Annotated in this window: 19 protein-coding genes and 3 pseudogenes; 16 read left to right on the plus strand and 6 right to left on the minus strand. The window is 59.0% G+C overall.

From position 1 onward, the window contains the following. Positions 1-126: 126 nt before the first annotated feature. Positions 127-327 (minus strand): annotated as a pseudogene (locus EN845_RS07110) (ATP-dependent DNA ligase); the annotation flags it as partial. Between the two features lie 427 nt (positions 328-754). Here EN845_RS07110 and EN845_RS07115 point away from each other — a divergent pair. The 4 genes from EN845_RS07115 (at position 755) to EN845_RS07130 (ending at position 3439) form a co-directional block, all read left to right on the plus strand. After that, on the plus strand, positions 755-1504 hold the full coding sequence (locus tag EN845_RS07115) for an outer membrane beta-barrel protein (protein ID WP_245511661.1): 750 nt from the start codon (positions 755-757) through the stop codon (positions 1502-1504). 122 nt (positions 1505-1626) lie between these two features. After that, entirely contained in the window at positions 1627-1914 is a 288-nt protein-coding gene (locus EN845_RS36760) for a hypothetical protein (protein ID WP_167531277.1), read from the plus strand. A 672-nt stretch (positions 1915-2586) separates the two neighbouring features. Continuing rightward, a complete protein-coding gene (locus tag EN845_RS07125) occupies positions 2587-2802 on the plus strand; it encodes a CsbD family protein (RefSeq protein WP_135906996.1) in 216 nt (71 codons plus the stop codon). Positions 2803-3070: 268 nt separating this feature from the next. Beyond that, positions 3071-3439: a hypothetical protein gene (locus EN845_RS07130; protein ID WP_135906998.1), complete on the plus strand. Its 369-nt coding sequence runs from the start codon at positions 3071-3073 to the stop codon at positions 3437-3439. 16 nt (positions 3440-3455) lie between these two features. On the opposite strand, the gene EN845_RS07135 is transcribed toward EN845_RS07130, so the two are convergent. Then, positions 3456-3914 carry a TRCF domain-containing protein gene (locus EN845_RS07135; RefSeq protein ID WP_167531278.1) on the minus strand — a complete coding sequence of 153 codons (459 nt, stop codon included), beginning with the start codon at positions 3912-3914 and terminating at the stop codon, positions 3456-3458. Between EN845_RS07135 and EN845_RS36045 the strand changes: the two genes are divergently transcribed. Then, the gene (locus EN845_RS36045; protein WP_245511662.1) at positions 3915-4232 is read left to right on the plus strand and encodes a hypothetical protein; all 318 of its coding nucleotides are present in this window, start codon (positions 3915-3917) and stop codon (positions 4230-4232) included. It abuts the gene before it with no gap. Positions 4233-4641: 409 nt separating this feature from the next. Here EN845_RS36045 and EN845_RS07145 read toward each other — a convergent pair whose 3' ends face one another. Further along, positions 4642-4968 carry a hypothetical protein gene (locus tag EN845_RS07145; RefSeq protein WP_135907002.1) on the minus strand — a complete coding sequence of 109 codons (327 nt, stop codon included), beginning with the start codon at positions 4966-4968 and terminating at the stop codon, positions 4642-4644. A gap of 219 nt (positions 4969-5187) precedes the next feature. On the opposite strand from EN845_RS07145, the gene EN845_RS07150 reads away from it, so the two are divergent. The 3 genes from EN845_RS07150 (at position 5188) to EN845_RS07160 (ending at position 6513) form a co-directional block, all read left to right on the plus strand. Beyond that, a complete protein-coding gene (locus EN845_RS07150) occupies positions 5188-5538 on the plus strand; it encodes a hypothetical protein (protein ID WP_135907004.1) in 351 nt (116 codons plus the stop codon). 319 nt (positions 5539-5857) lie between these two features. Then, a complete protein-coding gene (locus tag EN845_RS07155) occupies positions 5858-6067 on the plus strand; it encodes a cold-shock protein (protein WP_027145347.1) in 210 nt (69 codons plus the stop codon). Between the two features lie 170 nt (positions 6068-6237). Then, on the plus strand, positions 6238-6513 hold the full coding sequence (locus tag EN845_RS07160; protein WP_135907006.1) for a hypothetical protein: 276 nt from the start codon (positions 6238-6240) through the stop codon (positions 6511-6513). A gap of 144 nt (positions 6514-6657) precedes the next feature. Here the strand turns inward: EN845_RS07160 and EN845_RS07165 are convergent. Continuing rightward, positions 6658-7387: pseudogene (locus tag EN845_RS07165) on the minus strand (IS5 family transposase). Positions 7388-7976: 589 nt separating this feature from the next. Here EN845_RS07165 and EN845_RS36620 point away from each other — a divergent pair. From EN845_RS36620 to EN845_RS07205, 8 genes are all read left to right on the plus strand, one after another. After that, a complete protein-coding gene (locus EN845_RS36620; protein WP_135907008.1) occupies positions 7977-8594 on the plus strand; it encodes a cold shock domain-containing protein in 618 nt (205 codons plus the stop codon). A gap of 120 nt (positions 8595-8714) precedes the next feature. After that, the gene (locus tag EN845_RS07175; RefSeq protein ID WP_135880728.1) at positions 8715-8960 is read left to right on the plus strand and encodes a hypothetical protein; all 246 of its coding nucleotides are present in this window, start codon (positions 8715-8717) and stop codon (positions 8958-8960) included. 580 nt (positions 8961-9540) lie between these two features. Beyond that, the gene (locus tag EN845_RS07180) at positions 9541-9843 is read left to right on the plus strand and encodes a hypothetical protein (RefSeq protein WP_135880727.1); all 303 of its coding nucleotides are present in this window, start codon (positions 9541-9543) and stop codon (positions 9841-9843) included. A 142-nt stretch (positions 9844-9985) separates the two neighbouring features. Further along, positions 9986-11911, plus strand: a complete 1926-nt coding sequence (locus tag EN845_RS07185) for a PAS domain-containing sensor histidine kinase (protein ID WP_135907010.1) — start codon at positions 9986-9988, stop codon at positions 11909-11911. Positions 11912-11996: 85 nt separating this feature from the next. Next, complete coding sequence (locus tag EN845_RS07190; protein ID WP_135881131.1) at positions 11997-12995, plus strand: sensor histidine kinase; 999 nt, start codon at positions 11997-11999, stop codon at positions 12993-12995. 267 nt (positions 12996-13262) lie between these two features. Further along, the gene (locus tag EN845_RS07195) at positions 13263-14840 is read left to right on the plus strand and encodes an HD domain-containing phosphohydrolase (RefSeq protein WP_135907012.1); all 1578 of its coding nucleotides are present in this window, start codon (positions 13263-13265) and stop codon (positions 14838-14840) included. A gap of 90 nt (positions 14841-14930) precedes the next feature. Then, positions 14931-15203, plus strand: coding sequence for a hypothetical protein (locus tag EN845_RS07200; protein WP_135907014.1), 273 nt, complete (start codon positions 14931-14933; stop codon positions 15201-15203). 71 nt (positions 15204-15274) lie between these two features. Further along, positions 15275-16408, plus strand: coding sequence for a substrate-binding protein (locus tag EN845_RS07205; protein ID WP_135907016.1), 1134 nt, complete (start codon positions 15275-15277; stop codon positions 16406-16408). A gap of 409 nt (positions 16409-16817) precedes the next feature. On the opposite strand, the gene EN845_RS07210 is transcribed toward EN845_RS07205, so the two are convergent. Continuing rightward, complete coding sequence (locus EN845_RS07210) at positions 16818-17018, minus strand: plasmid partitioning protein RepB C-terminal domain-containing protein (RefSeq protein WP_135907018.1); 201 nt, start codon at positions 17016-17018, stop codon at positions 16818-16820. 341 nt (positions 17019-17359) lie between these two features. After that, positions 17360-17726 (minus strand): annotated as a pseudogene (locus tag EN845_RS07215) (hypothetical protein); the annotation flags it as partial.

A 17726-nucleotide genomic window follows, 5' to 3' on the forward strand; every position in this document is an offset into this window, starting at 1 on the left:
GCTGGGATCAACTAGCCTGATCAACACCGGGCGGGGTTCCCCTTCAGCCCTGATCAGTGCGCCTTGGCAAACGCATTCATGACAGCGGGCACGCTGAAGCTACCCCAACACCGCTGGCTGAGCTGGGATGCGCTGGCCCTCGAGGATCATCTCGGAAAGAATCTCGCGACGCTCCTCCAGCGGCATGTCGCGAAGATAATGGCCGTTGATATGCAGGAGATCAAAGGCGACGAAATAAAGGTCATGTTGCCGGGTGGTGATGGCTTTGCGTAGCGCGCCGAAGTCCGACAGGCCGGCCTCGTTCAGCACGATGATTTCGCCGTCTATATCTTCCGCCCTGTCCGCTGTTGGTCGGCAGCAGCTACGTGAGGGGCGAAACCTGACGGCAGAGCAGTCACGTGCGAGCACTATTTCATAGACGCCTCCGGTCTCTTCCTCGATTTCGGCGCTGGTGATGCCGTTTGCCTTCGCTGGCTGCCGGTCGACGCCAAAACGTACATGCCCAAGGATAGTCGCCATCGCCCAACATAAGGTCGACATGGCCTGCCTGCGGATCCTCGGCAAGAGCGGCGACCACCAGGCTATACTTGGCATCACCTTGCCTTTCGCAAGTGCCGGAGTGATACCCAACCTCGAAATGCCGCTAGCCTAATGGTGGCAACTAATATGTGTTTGTGGCAAAAACATCACACACTTTTAGGACGGACCCGGCTATTACTATATGTGAGGGATTGTCTTGGGTTGGGAGAAAATCGTGAATAGATTCTTAGCAGTTGTCGCCTTTGCAGCCTTGTCGGCAAGCACAGCCTCAGCAGCCGACATGGTGGCGCCGATCGCTGGGTCGGCCTACGACTGGAGCGGTTTCTATGTCGGCGGCCACCTCGGCGTTGCCAATGGTGACATCACGGCGACGGACGTAACGGAGCCGAACGGTGGTTTTTTCACCGACGCGGTTCCGGCCGGCACGGAAGGCTTTGACTTCAACAAAGCCGGCGTCGCTGGAGGTATTCATGCAGGCGCGCAATGGCAGTGGGGGCAATTCGTGCTGGGAGGCGAGGCGACTTGGACTGCCACGGGCATCCGCAAAACCATCACCAGTCCCTATTTCCCGGACAGTGACACCGAGACCGCCAAAATCTCGAATTACGCAACGGTCGTTGGCCGCGTCGGCTATGCCTTCGATCGCGTGCTCATTTACGCGAAGGCGGGTTATGCTGGCGGCAAGGTGGATTTCCGAGCCCGAGACAACGACGCTCTCGTGACCTACGAGAAAAAAGAGTGGCAGAACGGCTATGCGCTTGGCGCCGGCATCGACTACGCCGTTACGAACAACCTCTCGCTCGGCGTGGACTACACCCACATTGACCTCGGTCATAAGACGAGCACGGGCAACAACGTGTTCGATAACGGCAGCCTCGGTGCTAATCCTGAGACCTATCGCACCGACGCAAAAGTTGATGCCGTGATGGCTAGGCTGACCTACAAGTTCGGGATGGGTCAGTAGTTTTTAGCCACAAAGCCAGCGAGAAGAAAGCCCGGCAGATTGCGGTGCGCCCGGCTCGAGCCTTTCAATATAGCGGAGCCGGGCACGCACGCGGCCTAGTCGTTGCCCTGATCGATGACGACATGTCGATGGTGATGGCGACGGTGACCCATCGTCACGATGACCGTATCCCGGCGGTGATGGCGGTGGCGCCACGCACGCTCGCCATTGTCATAGAATGCGACATGCCCATGATGGCGATGATGGAGCCGACCTCCCTCGTCATTATAGACAACGGCGCGATGGTGGTGACGGTGATGCGACGTGATCACCACATCAGCCTCGGCGGCCGTGGCGATAGCCGGGATGCCAAGAGAAAGCGCTACGGCGCTCAAGATCAAAGCCTTCATGTTTATAGTCCTGTCTGCTGATTACGGTGTCCCTTCAGCAGATGAATGTGATCATTCGCCTTTGTTCCGACCCGCAAAAGGTTGATGAAAAGCATTCCGCTTATGTTGTGGACAATGAATCGCCCGGACGCGGTGGTCCCCGGCCGGGATGGAACCGCTACGTTGGGGCAGGGTAGACGTTCGAACCTGACAGGCCAGTGACCCGACGGGCCACGCCATCAACTTCTGCAAGGAAGCTAGCTAGTTCGAAACGCCGTCGGCCAGACAAAATGAACCTCGACGCGACGGCCTCAGCGTCGAGTTTGATGTTGACCGGATCGACGCCATAGCTCTCCCACAACGCTCTGTATTGACGGATCAAGGTGACATCGTCAGCCGGGGCCCCCTTTGCCAACGAGGTAGTTAATCACCTGACAACGCGGACTAGGTCCTGCCGTTTCGCAGGTGACATGCTCATCGAGAAGTCTCTCGAAGAACGATGTGCGTACGGTGTCCGCATGCCGACGAAACCCACGCTGCGCATCACTCCAGGTTTATCGGGAGAGGCGACCGTGTGCGGCGAGGGCGAGCCCGAAAGGTCGAGGCGATGAAGCCATTGGCTCAATCATTCTCCCTGGCAAAGCCCTGGAACTTCTCGATGACTCTGACGTTGCGGGTGGCCACGGTTTACAGCCAACGAAGAGGAATATTTCTATGGGCAGCAAGAGCGACAAGGCCTCGGGTCTAGCTAACCAGGCGGTTGGAAAAGCCAAGGAAGGCGTTGGCAGAGCGTTAGGCAATGACAGGCTCAGGGACGGAGGCGAGGCGCAGGAAGCCAAGGGCAAAGTACAAAAGGCGGTCGGCGATGCAAAATCGGCTGTCAAGGACGCCACAAACAAGGTCGCGGCCAAGATCAACAAGAACCTCTGAGCTCCGGCTGCCGACCCGAGAGGCCGTCGGTGAGGAGCGGGCTGTTTGGACAAATGTCTTCCCCATCCAACCCCCGACGCGCGCATGATGCAAAAGCCGCTGATGCGCACCAGTCACCCTCGGCGACCCTGTTGGCGGCGATCCGTGAACGCAGATTTCGGCTTTATATCAGTGCGTTGTTTAGCTGTGCACAAGTGCTTTTGACTGTTGTGGTTGCCGACGAGTCCTGCAAGCTCGCCACATGATTTCCGCAGGCTTGGATGAGATCATGTTTGAGATGGTGGTCGGCACCATCCGCCACATGCCAGGCCCTTTCTCCGACAAGGTTAACCTCGTCGCCGAGCGCACTCAGGGCGTGGTCCTCTTCGAGCTTCGTGTCGATGGGGATCGACACCTCCAACGCATCGCCGCGCTAGCCTATCCGACCGGGGGCCTTGGACTGATGGCTCTCGACAAATTGGGGCAAGCGGTAATCTGCCATTTTGCGGGTCACGCTTTCGATGACTTCACCCAACCGTTGGTTCGCTGGTCCCTCCTCACCATGGCTGAGCAGGCTTCCGGCGACTGCCTCGGCGCGACACTTCTTCTGGTCGAAGCGCTCCGTTGCGAAGGACACTTTCTTTGCCAACCCTGCTGACAAAGATTCGGCTTGTTTAGGTCGTTGCCGCCCGGCAAAGATCGACAAGCTTTCTCGCGGCGCGCAAACGTCCCGGCCCCGGTGTCGTCGCGATTTTGAATATCACGCGGTCTTCGCGTGGGCTGCAATCTGGGTGCTTTTGCAGACGGGCTAGAAGCTTCGAGTCCAGCTTCGCGAGCTCGATGGCGATGGCTGCGGGGCCGGCGCCGATCCTGACGATGCCGGCGCCAGCGGCGGCTTGTTTCAACCGGGCCAACTCAATGAGCATGATCGTTTCTGGTGGCGGAGCGCCGAAACGGTCTTCCAATTCATCGGCGAAGGCATCGATCTCAGCTGCGCGCTCGAAGCGTTGCAGCCGGGAATAGAGGTTTAGTCTGACGGTGGCGTCGGGGACATAGTCCGATGGGAACGCGCCCGAAAATTCAAGGTTGATCGCGGGCTCCGATATCGATCTGTCGTCACCTCGCTCTTTCATATGTTCATCCAGACCGAGTTCATGAAATCGGGCGGCCGCTGTGAGCATGTTGTCTCGGACAACGGCTTCGATTGGACTGTGATGGGGTCCGCGATCGATGCACTTCCCGGTACGGATGAGGACGGGATCTACGATCCGCATCCGGCCCTGATCGGTGGCAAGCGCTACATCGTCTATTCAGGCATGCCACGGTTTACCAAGGTTCCGCAGCCCGACATCTATCTCGCGCGCAGCCAGTCGGATTCGTGGTTTGGGCCGTGGAAGCGGGTGGGCAAGATAACTCGACCATACCGATTTGTCTCACCACAATTCGCGTGAGCATCCTGACTATGAATGGGGCATCGAGGGTGCGCAGCTTGTCGAGCTCCCGGGCGGGCGCATTCTTCTCAACGCGACATGCTTTCTCCCCGAAGGGCCACGCGGCAGCCGCCAGCGGGTCTTTTTCGCCCTCGCCGAGCATGTCGAGGGCCCTTACCGCACGGTCGGGCCGGTTCTTGACCCTGGAGAACCAGGTGAAAATGGTCACTCGACCGTAGTCATCGAGGGCACTCGGCTGGTCCTTTTCTACCAGAGTCGCAGGGCCGCGACAGGTCATCGCTGGCGGTACGGCGTCGCTAAATGCGACCTGGCAAGGCAGGCATGGTCCAACGTGGCTTGACGTTGGCCATCCACGCTGCAGCTAGCTTGGACGCGCGCCCTGATCGTGAAAGCAAGCCGAAAACCTACCTCACGTCGCCCGCTCTCCGCTGGCGTCGCTGATCTTGTCCCTGACGGCCTTTTCGGTTTCCGAGGCTGCGGTTTTGACGACGTCAGAAACTGTGTTGATGATCGAAGCAGGATCGGCGCCGAAGCCCTTTTTGTCGGCCTCGTCCTTGACTGTTTGGTAGGCTTGAGCGGCAACATCCTTGGCGCCTTCGACGCCTTGATGGAGCAAGTCGTTCGCCTTGTCGCGGATAGCGTCGCTCGTTTCACCGAGCTGTTGATCCTCGAATTCGGTGCGTGGAAGCATTGCTCCTACCGCTGTCCCGAACGCCAGGCCCAGAGCCGCCAGCATCAGCGGTTCCCGGCGCATCAGGTCCACGGCTGCGGCCGTAGCCCTGAATGCCAAGCTCGACGAACCGCTACGCGCCTCGGTGGGGGCAGACAGCACGACAGCCAAGATCGACGACAAGGAACCCGAAGAAATCGAAGCCGAGCGAAAGCGGCGACAGAACGACCGCTGATATCGCTCGATGCAACGCTCAGCCCATCTTGGCGGACCGGGGGCGTAGGCATGACCACCACCGTCAACCTCGAACATCTTTCCGGCAGGCGCGTGCTGTCGCCACGCGGCAAAAGCGTAGGCCATATCGAGGAGATACGCGCCGAACAGGTAGGCGGCGATCTCGTCGTGACCGAATTTCACGTAGGCATCTATGCCGCGCTCGAGCGGCTTTCTGCTTTCGCTATCGGCTCCGCATTACTCGATCTTTTCAGCCTGCGCCGGCGCGATGGCTTCTATCGCATCCCCTGGGATATGCTCGATATCTCCGATCCGAAGCGGCCGCGTTTGCTGTGTCCGATGACCGAGCTCACTCATATGAAAGGGCGAAGCCAAACCTTGCCGGCTAAGGGAAAGCGATGAGGATGACACGCCTGGCTGAGGCGAAAGCAGCCGTACTGTTGCCATCGAAAGCAGGACTCATGTGACGGGAGCGAGAAAAGATCCGATCAAAACCGGCGCCGACGCCAAAAAAGTTGAAGTGACAATTTCCAAAACCAAAAGTTGACGTCGCCATTGCGGGAGGATATGAATTCAATTGTCGATATTGCTTGCTGAGCTTTGGTTATCGCGCGTTTGGCACCGCGCCCTGAACGAACCTTCCCTTCAAAATCGTCATCGTCACAAATCGGCAGCGCTCTCGCGTTGCCGACGTCCAATATTGCTATGAAAAGGGTTCATCATGACCACTGGCACAGTTAAATGGTTCAATTCCACCAAGGGTTTCGGCTTCATTCAGCCTGACAATGGCGGCGCCGACGCTTTCGTTCACATCTCTGCCGTCGAACGTGCAGGAATGCGCGAAATCGTCGAAGGCCAGAAGATCGGCTACGAAATGGAGCGCGACAACAAGTCGGGCAAGATGTCCGCCTGCAACCTGCAGGCCGTCTGATCGGGTTCAGCTTTCCTTTGACCACGGATGTACTGGCACTGTTGAAAGCATGAGACCAAGCGAGGTCAGGCAGAATTGCCTGACCTTTTTTATGTCCGGCCGACCGACCCACCAGCTCGCGCGTCTTCCGCCGCCTCTTGTCGATGGCCGTCAAGATCAAGGAGATCTGGATGTCCGAAAAAACGAGCGAACTTCAAACCATCAATACCGCCTGGCAGATCGCCATCCAGGAAATCCTGCGAATGGTCGTGAGGGATATCTACAGGATAGACGGCGAGGCTGCGTTCAAGTCACATATCAAGCGCATCGAAGAGGCTGCGGTCGACAGCATTTACACTGGCCTGATGCTCAGAGGAACCGACGAGTGGACGGAGCTTCTCGTTAAAGAGAAGGCCAGCAACTTCGTCACTTCGCTTCTGACATCCTTCACATTCAATCAGGTCTGAGCGCCAACGGCAGCCTTCGCGAGAACGCCTCGTTGGCCTTTGCGCGTTACGGCACCTTTTTAATTTAAGCTTCCATGTAGTTGTCGCGAAATCGCACGCTCATTCCGGCACATGCATCAGCCCGCCCGAATGTGCTCGCACACCCTAGGACGTAGGCTCATTACCGCGTAGCCAGATGCGGACGGAGACGAGTTTGAGGGCGGCAAGATAGTTTTCTGCCAGCTTGTCGTATCGAGTTGCGATGCGACGGAACTGCTTGGCCTTGTTGCAGAAGCGTTCGACGAGGTTGCGCGCCTTGTAGAGGAAGGGGCTGAAGCAGATCGGGTCCTTGCGATTGGCCTTGGCGGGATATTGGCCCATGCATTTCGCCTGGTGACGGCGTTGCGCAAGGCGTTGGCATCATAGCCCTTGTCGGCGAGCGGCATCGCAACCTCACGCAAATCCGTGATCATGTCTGCTGCGGAGGCGATGTCACTCATCTGACTTGCCGTGAGCATCAGTTTGATCGGCCTACCATTGGCTCAGCCCGCCTCGGGAGCGACCGAGACAAAGATCTCGCCCCCCTTTTTGCCGTCGCACCTTGCTGATGGACGCGAACAATGGAGGTGTCTATCATCTGCGCGTTGCCGTCATGGCCTTTGGTGACGGGGTCCATGAGGCGGTCCCACACACCTGCTTTACGCCATCGGACAAAGCGATTGTAGCAGGTGGTGCGGGGGCCGTATCGCTCTGGCAGATCGCGCCATTGCGCACCGGGTCGCAGCACCCAGAAGATGCCGTTCAACACGCGGCGATCGTCTACGCGCGGCAACACCTCGGGCAAGAGCGGCTCGATCACAAGCCATTCGGAATCGGTCAGGTCATAGCGGCTCATGCAGAGGCTGAATCACATTCCATTGCAATTTAAAAGCCGCCAATAGGCGAACGACCCCATTGCGGACAATGGCTGCAGCGATATAACTCCATGTATGCAAAGGTCCTTCAGCGTCGGAACACATGTTCGTTTAGTTGGAACGCCGCCAAATCTTGTTGATGCAGACGATCTTCAAACCGCAACTCTCTTCCGCTTATGCCTCGGAAAGACGTTCCCAGTCAGGGAAATGTTAGACGGCATGGCTGCTTTGGATGTCGGAGAGATATTAGGTGAACCGTCGTATATGCACACGATCTACGTAGAGCCTGAATTCCTTGAATTCGCTACGGGTTGACAAGCACCGTCCGAATTCCACCCCTCTTGGTCACTCCGCATTTATGAGTTCACAGGCTAGAGCAAGCATAATCCTTCACGCGGTTTCAGCGGGGCTCCAGATCGGGCTGATGCCTGACCGATTCCATCGAACGGATTTTCTCCCGCACCTTCGACGGGGGAGTTTTCCAGTGCGCCACGTCAGCAACTGGATTGATATTGCTCGCTGTTCACTGCCGGTGATAATGCAATCTTTTCCTCTAGGGTCAGTGCTGGAATGGGCAAATATCGGGAACACCGTCAGTCGCGGAGCCAAGGCTTCGAGAGCGATAATCATCATGAGAGTTCGGAACCGAGTTATTTCGACCGCAGGCCAGCACCACCCCAGACTTCGTCAGCGACGACCTTCTTACATGATGCTGAGGTACTCTGGTTAAACGCGGAGAAGGGTTTCGGCTTCTTGAGGCTCAGCGATGGTTCCGATGCCTTCATTCACTTCTCGAAGTTGCAGGCTGCGGGACATGACAGCCTTCCCGAGGGGGCACGCCTGAAGGTCCGAACCGAACCCGGCCAGAAAGGAGCCCAAGTTGTCGAAGTTGTCTCTGTAAGCCTGGGAGACGGTGCGTCCTCCCCAAAGGTTGTGAAGCGATCCGCCGAAGCCTCGGTTCCTATGCAGGAACACGACGGGCAGGAAGCCGCCGGCGTCGTGAAGCGATACGATCTGAACAAGGGGTTCGGATTCATTGCGTTGGATGGCGGGGAGAAGGACGTGTTTGTCCACGCGACTACTTTGACCCGCAGCGGCGTGGCAAACCTCGAAGTCGGCCAGAAGGTGATGATCACTTACAGTCGAGGCCATAAGGGGCTTGAGGCGCGAACAATTCGTCCGTGCTGATCGGACGCTGCATCCAGTACTTGCGTCGTGCATCCCATAACAAGACTGCAGCGGCGTAACACCGGGGAAGCGGTATAAGAGTTTTAAGATAGATTCGGTGTCGCCGACGGGGAGTGTCCGATGACAAATGTGGTGACGCTGCACGGCGACAAGCGGTGGAAAGCCGTGCTTGAATATCAGCACGAGAATGGACCCATCACCATCGAGCACTTCTTGGAAGAGATTACCGAACTGCACTTGATCATCGAGCACGGACCCGACTGGAATACGCTCATCCGCTGCACGGTCACGCTGAACCGGCCGGACGGTGGCGAAGAACAGAACAGTGTCGAAAAGGCCTGGCAGAACGAACGAGGATCAGGGTGAGAAATCTGGCCACAAGGATCGAACGATACGCCAACGAATCGGGTGTCGGCTAGACGCTTGTGTGATCGAGTCCTAGATCGACGGCATCGCAATGTGGGTGAGTAGTGGGGCGGGAGCGGGATGGTTTGCAGCGGTGATCCATGCGCTGAGGGTCAACGTTGAACCACTCGATCCTTGGCGTTAACGCTGGCTACATCACACGCAACAAGCTGCCTGCGCCAGCAAGCAGGAAGCCATCTCATGTCGGGTACTGGAGGCCGGTCGATCGCGTCAGAAAGAAGCGAAGCATGGTGCATTTACTTGGCCGCACTTGCCGGCAAGCGCCTGCTCTCTCACCTGATGAGCAGCAAGGACTAACTCATACATGTCGCGGCTTCGGGTCGTTAGATGGCTCATTGCAAGACCCACTATCCAACATAAACACGAAAGCCTGGGCGGCCGCACGCTTGTGATCGCCGAAGATTCTCGTCGGCGCGGGTGGGGTAGGACGCAGTTTGGGTTGACTGCTGTGTGTAGACGCCCATATGACGCAATCTGCGCTTGGCGTCCAAAGCGCAAAATTTACGCGGAAGGAACGAAAATGGGCGAAAAATATGCCAACGCGCGCGAGCACTTTTTCGCTGCAATCAGGACATTGGCTGCCTCCTCCGAGAGCGTGCAAACGCGTCTGATTGATGCCAATGTTAATATTCTCAATGTGACGATCGATGAATTCGACGGTGACCGCGAGCTCAAAATCAAGTTTGCCAAGATTCTTGATCTCATGGCTGTCGACCAAGACGATATGGAAATGGTTGCGGTCGAGACCGCGGCGCACATGACGGATTTTGAAGCCGTTAAAGTCGCCGATTTGATTTGCGATTTTTATACCGAGCTCACCTAGCTCCCCACACATCATTCGTCTTCGCCCCTTGGGGGGCCGAGGCTGGAACGACATTGGCTTGTCGCTGCGGACTTGTTGAGTGGAACTATATTTCACCCGGTCCGTTCGTACCCGATGTGCCTTCAGAGCGCCGGGGTGTGGGATGAGCCTGCTTAATGATCAGCATGCGGTAGAGCCTTCCGAGGCCCGATATCGTCTCCTCGTTGAGTCGATTAGCGACTATGCCATATACCTGATGGATCCAGATGGCACCGTTGTAAGCTGGAACGCGGGGGCGGAGCGTTTCAAAGGTTACCGGTCGGAGGAAATCGTCGGGCAGAACTTTGCAAGGTTCTATTCCGAGGAGGACCGCGACGCGGGCGTGCCCAAGCGCAACCTCCAACTGGCGGCCAGGGATGGGCACTTCGAGGAGGAGGGATGGCGATACCGCAAGGATGGTTCGCGGTTCTGGGCCAGTGTGGTCATCGATCGCATTGTTGATCCAGCGGGAACCGTGGTGGGATTTGCCAAGATCACACGCGACCTGACGAAGAAGCGAGCCCAGGAAGCGGTACTGCGGCGAAGTCAGGAGCAGTTTCGGTTGCTGGTCAAAGGGGTAAGGGACTACGCGCTGTTCATGCTCGACCCAGAGGGCAATGTCGTAAGCTGGAACGCGGGCGCCGAGCGCATCAAGGGGTATACCGAGGAAGAAATCGTCGGGCAGCATTTCTCGCTATTTTATACTCAGGAAGATCGCGCGAGTGGCGAGCCGCAGAAGAATCTCGAAACTGCCCGGGCGGCGGGCAACACAGAGGTGGAAGGCTGGCGCGTTCGCAAAGACGGGTCTTTGTTCTTTGCCCATGTCGTAATCGACGCTATTTACGATGATGGGGGCAACCTCATCGGCTTCGCCAAGGTCATTCGGGATATCACGGACCGTCGTGACACTCAGCGGCAGCTCGATCAGGCACGCGAGGCCCTGTTCCAGTCCCAGAAATTGGAGGCGATCGGCCAGTTGACCGGGGGCGTCGCACACGATTTCAACAATCTCCTGATGGCCGTTTTGGGCAGTCTCGAGATTGTCGCCCGACGCAGCAAGCCTGATCCCCAGGTTACGCCGTTTATTGATAACGCTATCCAGGCGGCTCGGCGGGGCGCTGCCCTCACGCAACGCATGCTGGCTTTTGCCCGCAAGCAGGAACTTGCGATGCAAGCCGTCGATCTCGTCGATACCGTGCGTGGCATGGCGGACATTCTGGATCGCACCCTTGGCCCATCCATTGTTGTAACGACACGGTTTCCGGTATCCCTGCCGCTGGTCCATACGGACCGGGCGCAACTTGAGTTCGCGCTGCTCAACCTAGCAGTCAATGCGCGCGACGCGATGCCAGACGGTGGCACGCTGGTCATAGCTGCCGAACGGCAGGAGACTTCTCCCCGTGACGACGCTCGGCGGGCCGGACGCTATGTGGTGCTTTCGGTAACCGATACCGGCGAAGGGATGAACGCCACCACGTTGTCTCATGCAGCTGAGCCCTTCTTTACGACCAAAGGTGTTGGCAAGGGGACAGGCCTTGGTCTCTCGATGGTGCATGGGCTCGCCGAGCAGTCAGGCGGACGGTTCGTGTTGTCCAGCGAGCCCGGCAACGGAACGCGAGCGGAGTTGTGGCTAGCGCTGGCGCCCGGTGAACTCAGTTCGCCCGAACCACCGGCCGCCGTGCCGGTGTTCACGGCAATGGATGGCAAGCGCGTTCTTGTCGTGGATGACGATGCTCTCGTGCTCCTGAACACCGTGACGATGGTCGAGGATCTCGGACATCAGGTCTTCGAGGCAACATCGGGCGAAGAAGCCCTGTCCATTCTTGATAAGGAAAGCATCGACCTCCTCATAACGGACTACTCGATGCCAAAAATGACCGGTGGCGCGTTGGCCGCGACGACGACGACGCGCTGGCCACACATCAAGGTCCTGATCGCCACCGGCTACGCGCAAATGCCAGACGACTACAAAGGCAAATTCGAACGTCTGGGGAAGCCGTTTAGCGAACAGGAACTGAAAGTGGCGATTGGGCGGACGCTGACGTTATAGCTGGCCTGTTGTCCTGCTCAAACAACGCACGTACAACGCTTCCTGGGCTACCGCTGCTTGCAAATTTTGCCCAATGAAAGTCGTCATGCCGTTCAGCGACAAAGACCATCCCCTCAACCAGGTTGATAACCTCAAGCGCGCCTTGCATGCTGCCGGGGTTGCTCTCTGGTCATGGAGCGTCGAAACCGATGCTTTTGCCATGGATGAGCAAGGATTCAGGTTGTGGGGGTTGCCACAGGCGGATCAGGTGACATTCGAGGATTTATCGTCCCGGATCCATCCTGCGGATCGGGACAGGGTGCGTGCCGCATTCACCGCAACGCGGGCGCTGGTAGGCGCCTACGAAATCGATTTCCGCATCATCCTTGGCGAGGAAATTCGTTGGATTTCTGCGCGTGGTCTTGGAAATGACGAGGGATTGCACAATGGGCAGATGTCGGGGGTATTCCTCGATGTAACCGGCCGCAAACAGGCGGAAGAGGGGCATGAACTCCTGGCGGGAGAGATGAGCCACCGGGTCAAGAACCTGCTGGCGATTGCCACTGGCTTGACCAACATCACATCTCGCTCCGCGACATCAGTCACGGAAATGGCGAGGGAACTCACACAACGGCTGACCGCCCTAGGAAGGGCGCACGACGTCGTTCGACCGCTAGCGGGTAACCAGGGCCGCGCCGCACTGATCGGTGATCTTATAGCCGTTCTGCTGGCTCCCTATGATGATCAAGGAGCTTTCAGCGGTCGTATCCGTGTAGCCGTTCCGCGAATGGGCGTAGGTGAACAGTCTGCCATGACCTTGGCCCTTGTGATCCACGAGCTCGCTACCAACTCCCTCAAATACGGCGCCCTCTCTGTGAGATCGGGGATGTTGGACGTCTCGGGAACGTCATCTGATAACGAGGTTTGTATTGTGTGGACCGAGCGCGGGGGTCCCTTCGTAGCGTCGTCCGGCAGGGAGGGGTACGGCAGCCAGTTGCTGAACCGCAGTGTGACTGGCCAGCTTGGAGGCTCGATCGTCACGGATTGGTCAAATGAAGGTATAATCGTGACTGTCAGGATGAACGCCGAAAAACTGTCCCAATGAATGGTAATCTTTTTCCCGGGGTTCGAGTCAGTAGAGCGCTACATCGCAAGACCCACTATTGAGGACGCGATCTTTTGCTGTCGTCGGCATGCGGCGTCACCAGCAGGTTGGAGCCATTGTTGGTGGCAATGATGGATGGGGCAGATAAATATATGAAGCCTAGAAACCGAACATTCTGTTTCTCGCAGGCTCCACATCAGGCTTGGAATTTTTCCCCTAGGTAAGGACGGCGCACGCGGCTAGCATAAGGCTCACTGGGGGTGGGCGATGACAGACGTCTCAATACGCCGGGCGGATTTCATGATGGTCCTGGCCTATGCTTCGGACCTCGCCACGGGCCATTCTCGCGACTTCGCACTGAAATCCTGCGTACTTGCAATGCGGATCGCCGAGCTTGCGGGTGTTTCCAATGAGGTTCGGCGCAATGCCTACCACCAGTCCATGCTGCGCTATGTCGGCTGCAATGCCGACACGGACCTTCTGTCGGCCACCTTCGGCGACGAAATTGCGCTCCGCCAGGACCTTGTCGGCCTCGACATGGGCAATCGTGCGGAATTGGGCAGGGTCTTCGTGCAGGCGTTCAAGCGGTTCTACTACGATCTCGAGCCTGACGCGCAGGCGAGGGCGATCGAGGCCGCGATGTCGCAAGCGCTCGTGGTGGCGCGCCCGGTGCTCACAGCGCATTGCGAGGTCGCGCAGCGGATAGGCGAGCGGCTCGGCCTGTCGGACGAGATCCGGCGCAATCTCGGGCAAATCTACGAACGTTGGGACGGCAAGGGCCTGCCGCGTGGGCTGAGCAGTGACGATGTCCTGCCCGCCGTACGCCTGATCACGCTGGCGCAGGATGCCATCGCGCTTTGCGATGCCGTCGGCATCGAAGGGATGGCCGAAACCATCGCCGGTCGTGCCGATGGCCCATACGAAGCGGGCCTGGCTCGACTCGTCTCGTCCAATGCGGCGATCCTAATGGATGGCATCAGCGCGACTGTCGACCGCGAGACCATTTTGGCGCTTGAGCCCAATCCGCCGGTGACGCTTGACGAGAAGGCTTGCGACGAGGCGTTCCTGGCCATAGCCGACATGATCGACATGCGCATGCCGTTTACGCAGGGCCATTCGAGGATGGTGTCGGAACTGGCCACGGGTGCGGGCAAACGGAGCGGGTTGCCCGATCCTGACGTTCGCGCGCTGCGCTGGTCGGGCTGCATCCATGACATCGGCGAACTCGTCGTGCCGGTGGCGACCTGGATGCGGAACGGTCCGCTGTCGGTGCGCGAGCGCGACGCGGCGCAGCTTCACGCCTATTATGGTGAGCGGGCGCTGGCCTCGTTCGGCCGCGAGGGCGATGCGATGGCCGCCCTCGTGCTCCGCCATCACGAACGCCTGGATGGCTCGGGCTATCACCGCAAGGTCGGCGGCTCAGACCTGTCCCCGGCGGCACGGATCCTGGCCGCAGCCGAAGCCTTCCAGACATCACGGGAGGAACGTCCACATCGCAAGGCCTTATCGAGCGAGGCAGCGGCAACGCAGTTGCGCGCCGCCGTGCGTGACGGTTGTATCTGCCCTGACGCCGCAGAGGCCGTGTTGTCTTTCGCGGGACAGCAGTCGCGGCGGGCTTTGCCGCGGGCGCTGGCCGGCATGACGGCGCGCGAAATCGAGGTGCTGCGCCTGATCGCCGCCGGGCTCACGGCGAAAGAGGCGGCACGCAAGCTTGATATCTCGCCCAAGACCGCGGACCACCATATCCAGAACGTCTATTCCAAGATCGGCGTGACCACCCGCGCCGCCGCGGCACTCTATGCGGTCGAGCACGGCCTTATCCGACCGGGCGAAACGCAGGCATAGGGAATCCACCCCATGTGGACCCGCTCACGGGCGCGCATCGTGATCCTGTCGACGGACCAATGGTGGCCGCGACCGACAGGAGGAAATCAGATGCTTCTCGCAACGACCAAAGTGGCAGATGTCGACCACTTCATCCGTATCTTTTCGACCAAGGGCGCCGACAAGCGTCGGCTGCACGGCTCGAGCGGCGCGACCGTCTTCCGCGACCCCAGCGAGCCCGATCGCGTCTGGGCGATCTTCGACTGGGACGCCGAGGGCTGGAAGAATTTCGTGTCCGATCCGGAGGTGCCAGCGATCCTGCAGGAAGCCGGCCATGTCGGCAAGCCGCAGGCGGCACTGCTCCTCGGCCATTACGAAGCCTGAGGTCCCGCCCTGAGCGCCGCCCGCCGCCCGGCGGCGGCGCGCCCGATGAACCCCAGATTTGGAAAAATCAAATGGATCCGAAACCCATCAAGATCGGCCTAATCGCCGAACTCACCGGCCCATTGTCTTTCATGGGCATCGCAAATGCGAACCTCACCACCATGCTCGTCGACGACATCAACGCCAAAGGCGGCTTGCTCGGCCGGCCGCTGGAGCTTGTCATCGAGGACGGCGAAACCACCGACACCGTCGCCAAGGCAAGGACCGCGAAACTGATAGATGTCGACAAAGTCGACCTGGTCGTCGGCGGGATCTACAGCTCGACCCGCCAGGCCATCAAGAGCGAGGCAGTCGTGCGGGGCAGGACGCTCTACATCTACACCGAGCAGTATGAGGGACAGGAAAACGATCCCCTGATCTTCTGCTCGGGTCCAGTGCCCGCGCAGCAGGTCGAGCCGCTGATCCCATGGTTCATGAAGACGACCGGGGCAAAGACATTCTATCTGCCATCGGCCGACTACATCTGGCCTCATTTGCTGAACAAGGCGGCGAGCCAGATTGTGCGCGCGAACGGCGGTGAGATCGTCGGTGAGGAATATTTCCCCCTCGATACAGTCGATTTCCGGCGGACGGTCGAGCAGATCATGGCGAGTGGCGCCGAGGTGGTATTCAACACCCTCGTTCCGCCGGGCCTGACGCCGTTCCTCGACGAATTGCACAAGGCCGGCTTCGGCAAGCGGGGCGGCAAGATCATCTGCACCTACTTCGACGAGAACTTCTTCAATCTTGTGCCGTCCGAGCAGATCGAAGGCCTCTACAGCTGCCTCGACTACTATCAGGAACTCGATGATCCGTTTGGCCGCGCCCTCTTGCATCGCTACCAAGACCGTTTCCCCGGCAGCGCGATGTTGACCGCAGGCAGCGGCTGCACCGGCCACTACCGAGCGATCAAGATGTGGGAAGCGGCGGTGACCGAAGCCGGCACGGTGGAGCGCGATGCGGTCATCCGGGCGCTCGATCACGCGCGAATCAGCGAGGGACCAGGTGGCCGGGCCGAGATGGTCCCCGGCCAGCACCATGTTCGCATGAACATGTACATTGCGCAGGCGCAGGGCGGTCGATTCCGGGTCGTCAAGAACCTGGGTCCGATCGACCCCAACGAACGCGCACTCAGCGACGAACTCCAGCTAAGCAAGGCAGTGTAACTGGTGGCGTCTAGCACCTATTCTTCCATATGGCGGGGGCGGCTAGATAATGCCCTCGCCATGAAACGGGTCGATGGTGGTTGTATCAGGCACCCGCACTAGAGCAACCGACATACCAAGACGCGCTGTCGTGGCGCGAGACTTGAAGTCGCTGACAGGCGACTATCAACGCTGGCTCTTGGCGCAAAGGGTCCACGATATGCCGGACGCGTCAGTCCGCTTTCCACTCTCGCCATCCCTAAAACGGACAGTCCGCAAAGCGGCCCATTGCCGCCCGTCTGAAATGCGCCCCATGTAAGTCTATGAGCTGAGCCTAGGCGCATCCCAAAAGCGGACATCCGAGCTAACGCCCGGGGGGTGCATGCTCCAGTTCCCAACACCGCCAAAGCCACCCGCAGCAGTTCGAAACTCAGCCCGCCGAGAGCCTGTGAAATTCCTCAAACTGACCCGGGAAATTCCGGGCCAGATTCCGCACCACCTTGGAATTATCCATCAGACGGTCAAAATAGCTGCTGGCCGCGACCAGCTCCAGGCTCGGTGAGCCACGTGGTTCGAGCGCGCGTAGAAATGCCAAACCGAGCCTAGCCAACTCGGGTTCCATCTCCGCCATTCGGCCGTGCGATCTCTATTGCGTGACCGGAACGACCAGCTGCAGCAAAGCGAAAAGCTTTCCGCGCCCGTGCAATCCTGCAGCAGATAGATGGCTTCCGGGCAAAGCTCGCCGGCGCGGAGCTGGGAGGCGCTCACTACAGAGGCAGGTTGAGGCGACCGCTGTGCGGGCCGTGAGCCTTGGATTTTCTGTGCCAATGCACTTGGCACCGCTGGCGGTACGGCGTCGCTAAATGCGACCTGGCAAGGCAGGCATGGACCAACGTGGCTTGAGGTTGGCCATCCACGCTGCAGCTAGCTTGGACGCGCGCCCTGATCGTGAAAGCAAGCCGAAAACCTACCTCACGTCGCCCGCTCTCCGCTGGCGTCGCTGATCTTGTCCCTGACGGCCTTTTCGGTTTCCGAGGCTGCGGTTTTGACGACGTCAGAAACTGTGTTGATGATCGAAGCAGGATCGGCGCCGAAGCCCTTTTTGTCGGCCTCGTCCTTGACTGTTTGGTAGGCTTGAGCGGCAACATCCTTGGCGCCTTCGACGCCTTGATGGAGCAAGTCGTTCGCCTTGTCGCGGATAGCGTCGCTCGTTTCACCGAGCTGTTGATCCTCGAATTCGGTGCGTGGAAGCATTGCTCCTACCGCTGTCCCGAACGCCAGGCCCAGAGCCGCCAGCATCAGCGGTTCCCGGCGCATCAGGTCCACGGCTGCGGCCGTT

The sequence above is a fragment of the Mesorhizobium sp. M8A.F.Ca.ET.202.01.1.1 genome (assembly GCF_004791595.1).
GTDB lineage: Bacteria > Pseudomonadota > Alphaproteobacteria > Rhizobiales > Rhizobiaceae > Mesorhizobium.

What these genes read in the sequence shown, in the direction of transcription:
- EN845_RS07210 (WP_135907018.1), bottom strand. Translation starts at nt 17,018, where the DNA reads ATGGCGGAGATGGAACCCGAGTTGGCTAGGCTCGGTTTGGCATTTCTA.
- EN845_RS36760 (WP_167531277.1), top strand. Translation starts at nt 1,627, where the DNA reads ATGTCGATGGTGATGGCGACGGTGACCCATCGTCACGATGACCGTATC.
- EN845_RS07155 (WP_027145347.1), top strand. Translation starts at nt 5,858, where the DNA reads ATGACCACTGGCACAGTTAAATGGTTCAATTCCACCAAGGGTTTCGGC.
- EN845_RS07180 (WP_135880727.1), top strand. Translation starts at nt 9,541, where the DNA reads ATGGGCGAAAAATATGCCAACGCGCGCGAGCACTTTTTCGCTGCAATC.
- EN845_RS07190 (WP_135881131.1), top strand. Translation starts at nt 11,997, where the DNA reads ATGCCGTTCAGCGACAAAGACCATCCCCTCAACCAGGTTGATAACCTC.
- EN845_RS07175 (WP_135880728.1), top strand. Translation starts at nt 8,715, where the DNA reads ATGACAAATGTGGTGACGCTGCACGGCGACAAGCGGTGGAAAGCCGTG.
- EN845_RS07195 (WP_135907012.1), top strand. Translation starts at nt 13,263, where the DNA reads ATGACAGACGTCTCAATACGCCGGGCGGATTTCATGATGGTCCTGGCC.
- EN845_RS07145 (WP_135907002.1), bottom strand. Translation starts at nt 4,968, where the DNA reads ATGCTGGCGGCTCTGGGCCTGGCGTTCGGGACAGCGGTAGGAGCAATG.
- EN845_RS07160 (WP_135907006.1), top strand. Translation starts at nt 6,238, where the DNA reads ATGTCCGAAAAAACGAGCGAACTTCAAACCATCAATACCGCCTGGCAG.
- EN845_RS07150 (WP_135907004.1), top strand. Translation starts at nt 5,188, where the DNA reads ATGACCACCACCGTCAACCTCGAACATCTTTCCGGCAGGCGCGTGCTG.
- EN845_RS07125 (WP_135906996.1), top strand. Translation starts at nt 2,587, where the DNA reads ATGGGCAGCAAGAGCGACAAGGCCTCGGGTCTAGCTAACCAGGCGGTT.
- EN845_RS07200 (WP_135907014.1), top strand. Translation starts at nt 14,931, where the DNA reads ATGCTTCTCGCAACGACCAAAGTGGCAGATGTCGACCACTTCATCCGT.
- EN845_RS36620 (WP_135907008.1), top strand. Translation starts at nt 7,977, where the DNA reads ATGGGCAAATATCGGGAACACCGTCAGTCGCGGAGCCAAGGCTTCGAG.
- EN845_RS07185 (WP_135907010.1), top strand. Translation starts at nt 9,986, where the DNA reads ATGAGCCTGCTTAATGATCAGCATGCGGTAGAGCCTTCCGAGGCCCGA.
- EN845_RS07205 (WP_135907016.1), top strand. Translation starts at nt 15,275, where the DNA reads ATGGATCCGAAACCCATCAAGATCGGCCTAATCGCCGAACTCACCGGC.
- EN845_RS36045 (WP_245511662.1), top strand. Translation starts at nt 3,915, where the DNA reads ATGTTCATCCAGACCGAGTTCATGAAATCGGGCGGCCGCTGTGAGCAT.
- EN845_RS07135 (WP_167531278.1), bottom strand. Translation starts at nt 3,914, where the DNA reads ATGAAAGAGCGAGGTGACGACAGATCGATATCGGAGCCCGCGATCAAC.
- EN845_RS07130 (WP_135906998.1), top strand. Translation starts at nt 3,071, where the DNA reads ATGTTTGAGATGGTGGTCGGCACCATCCGCCACATGCCAGGCCCTTTC.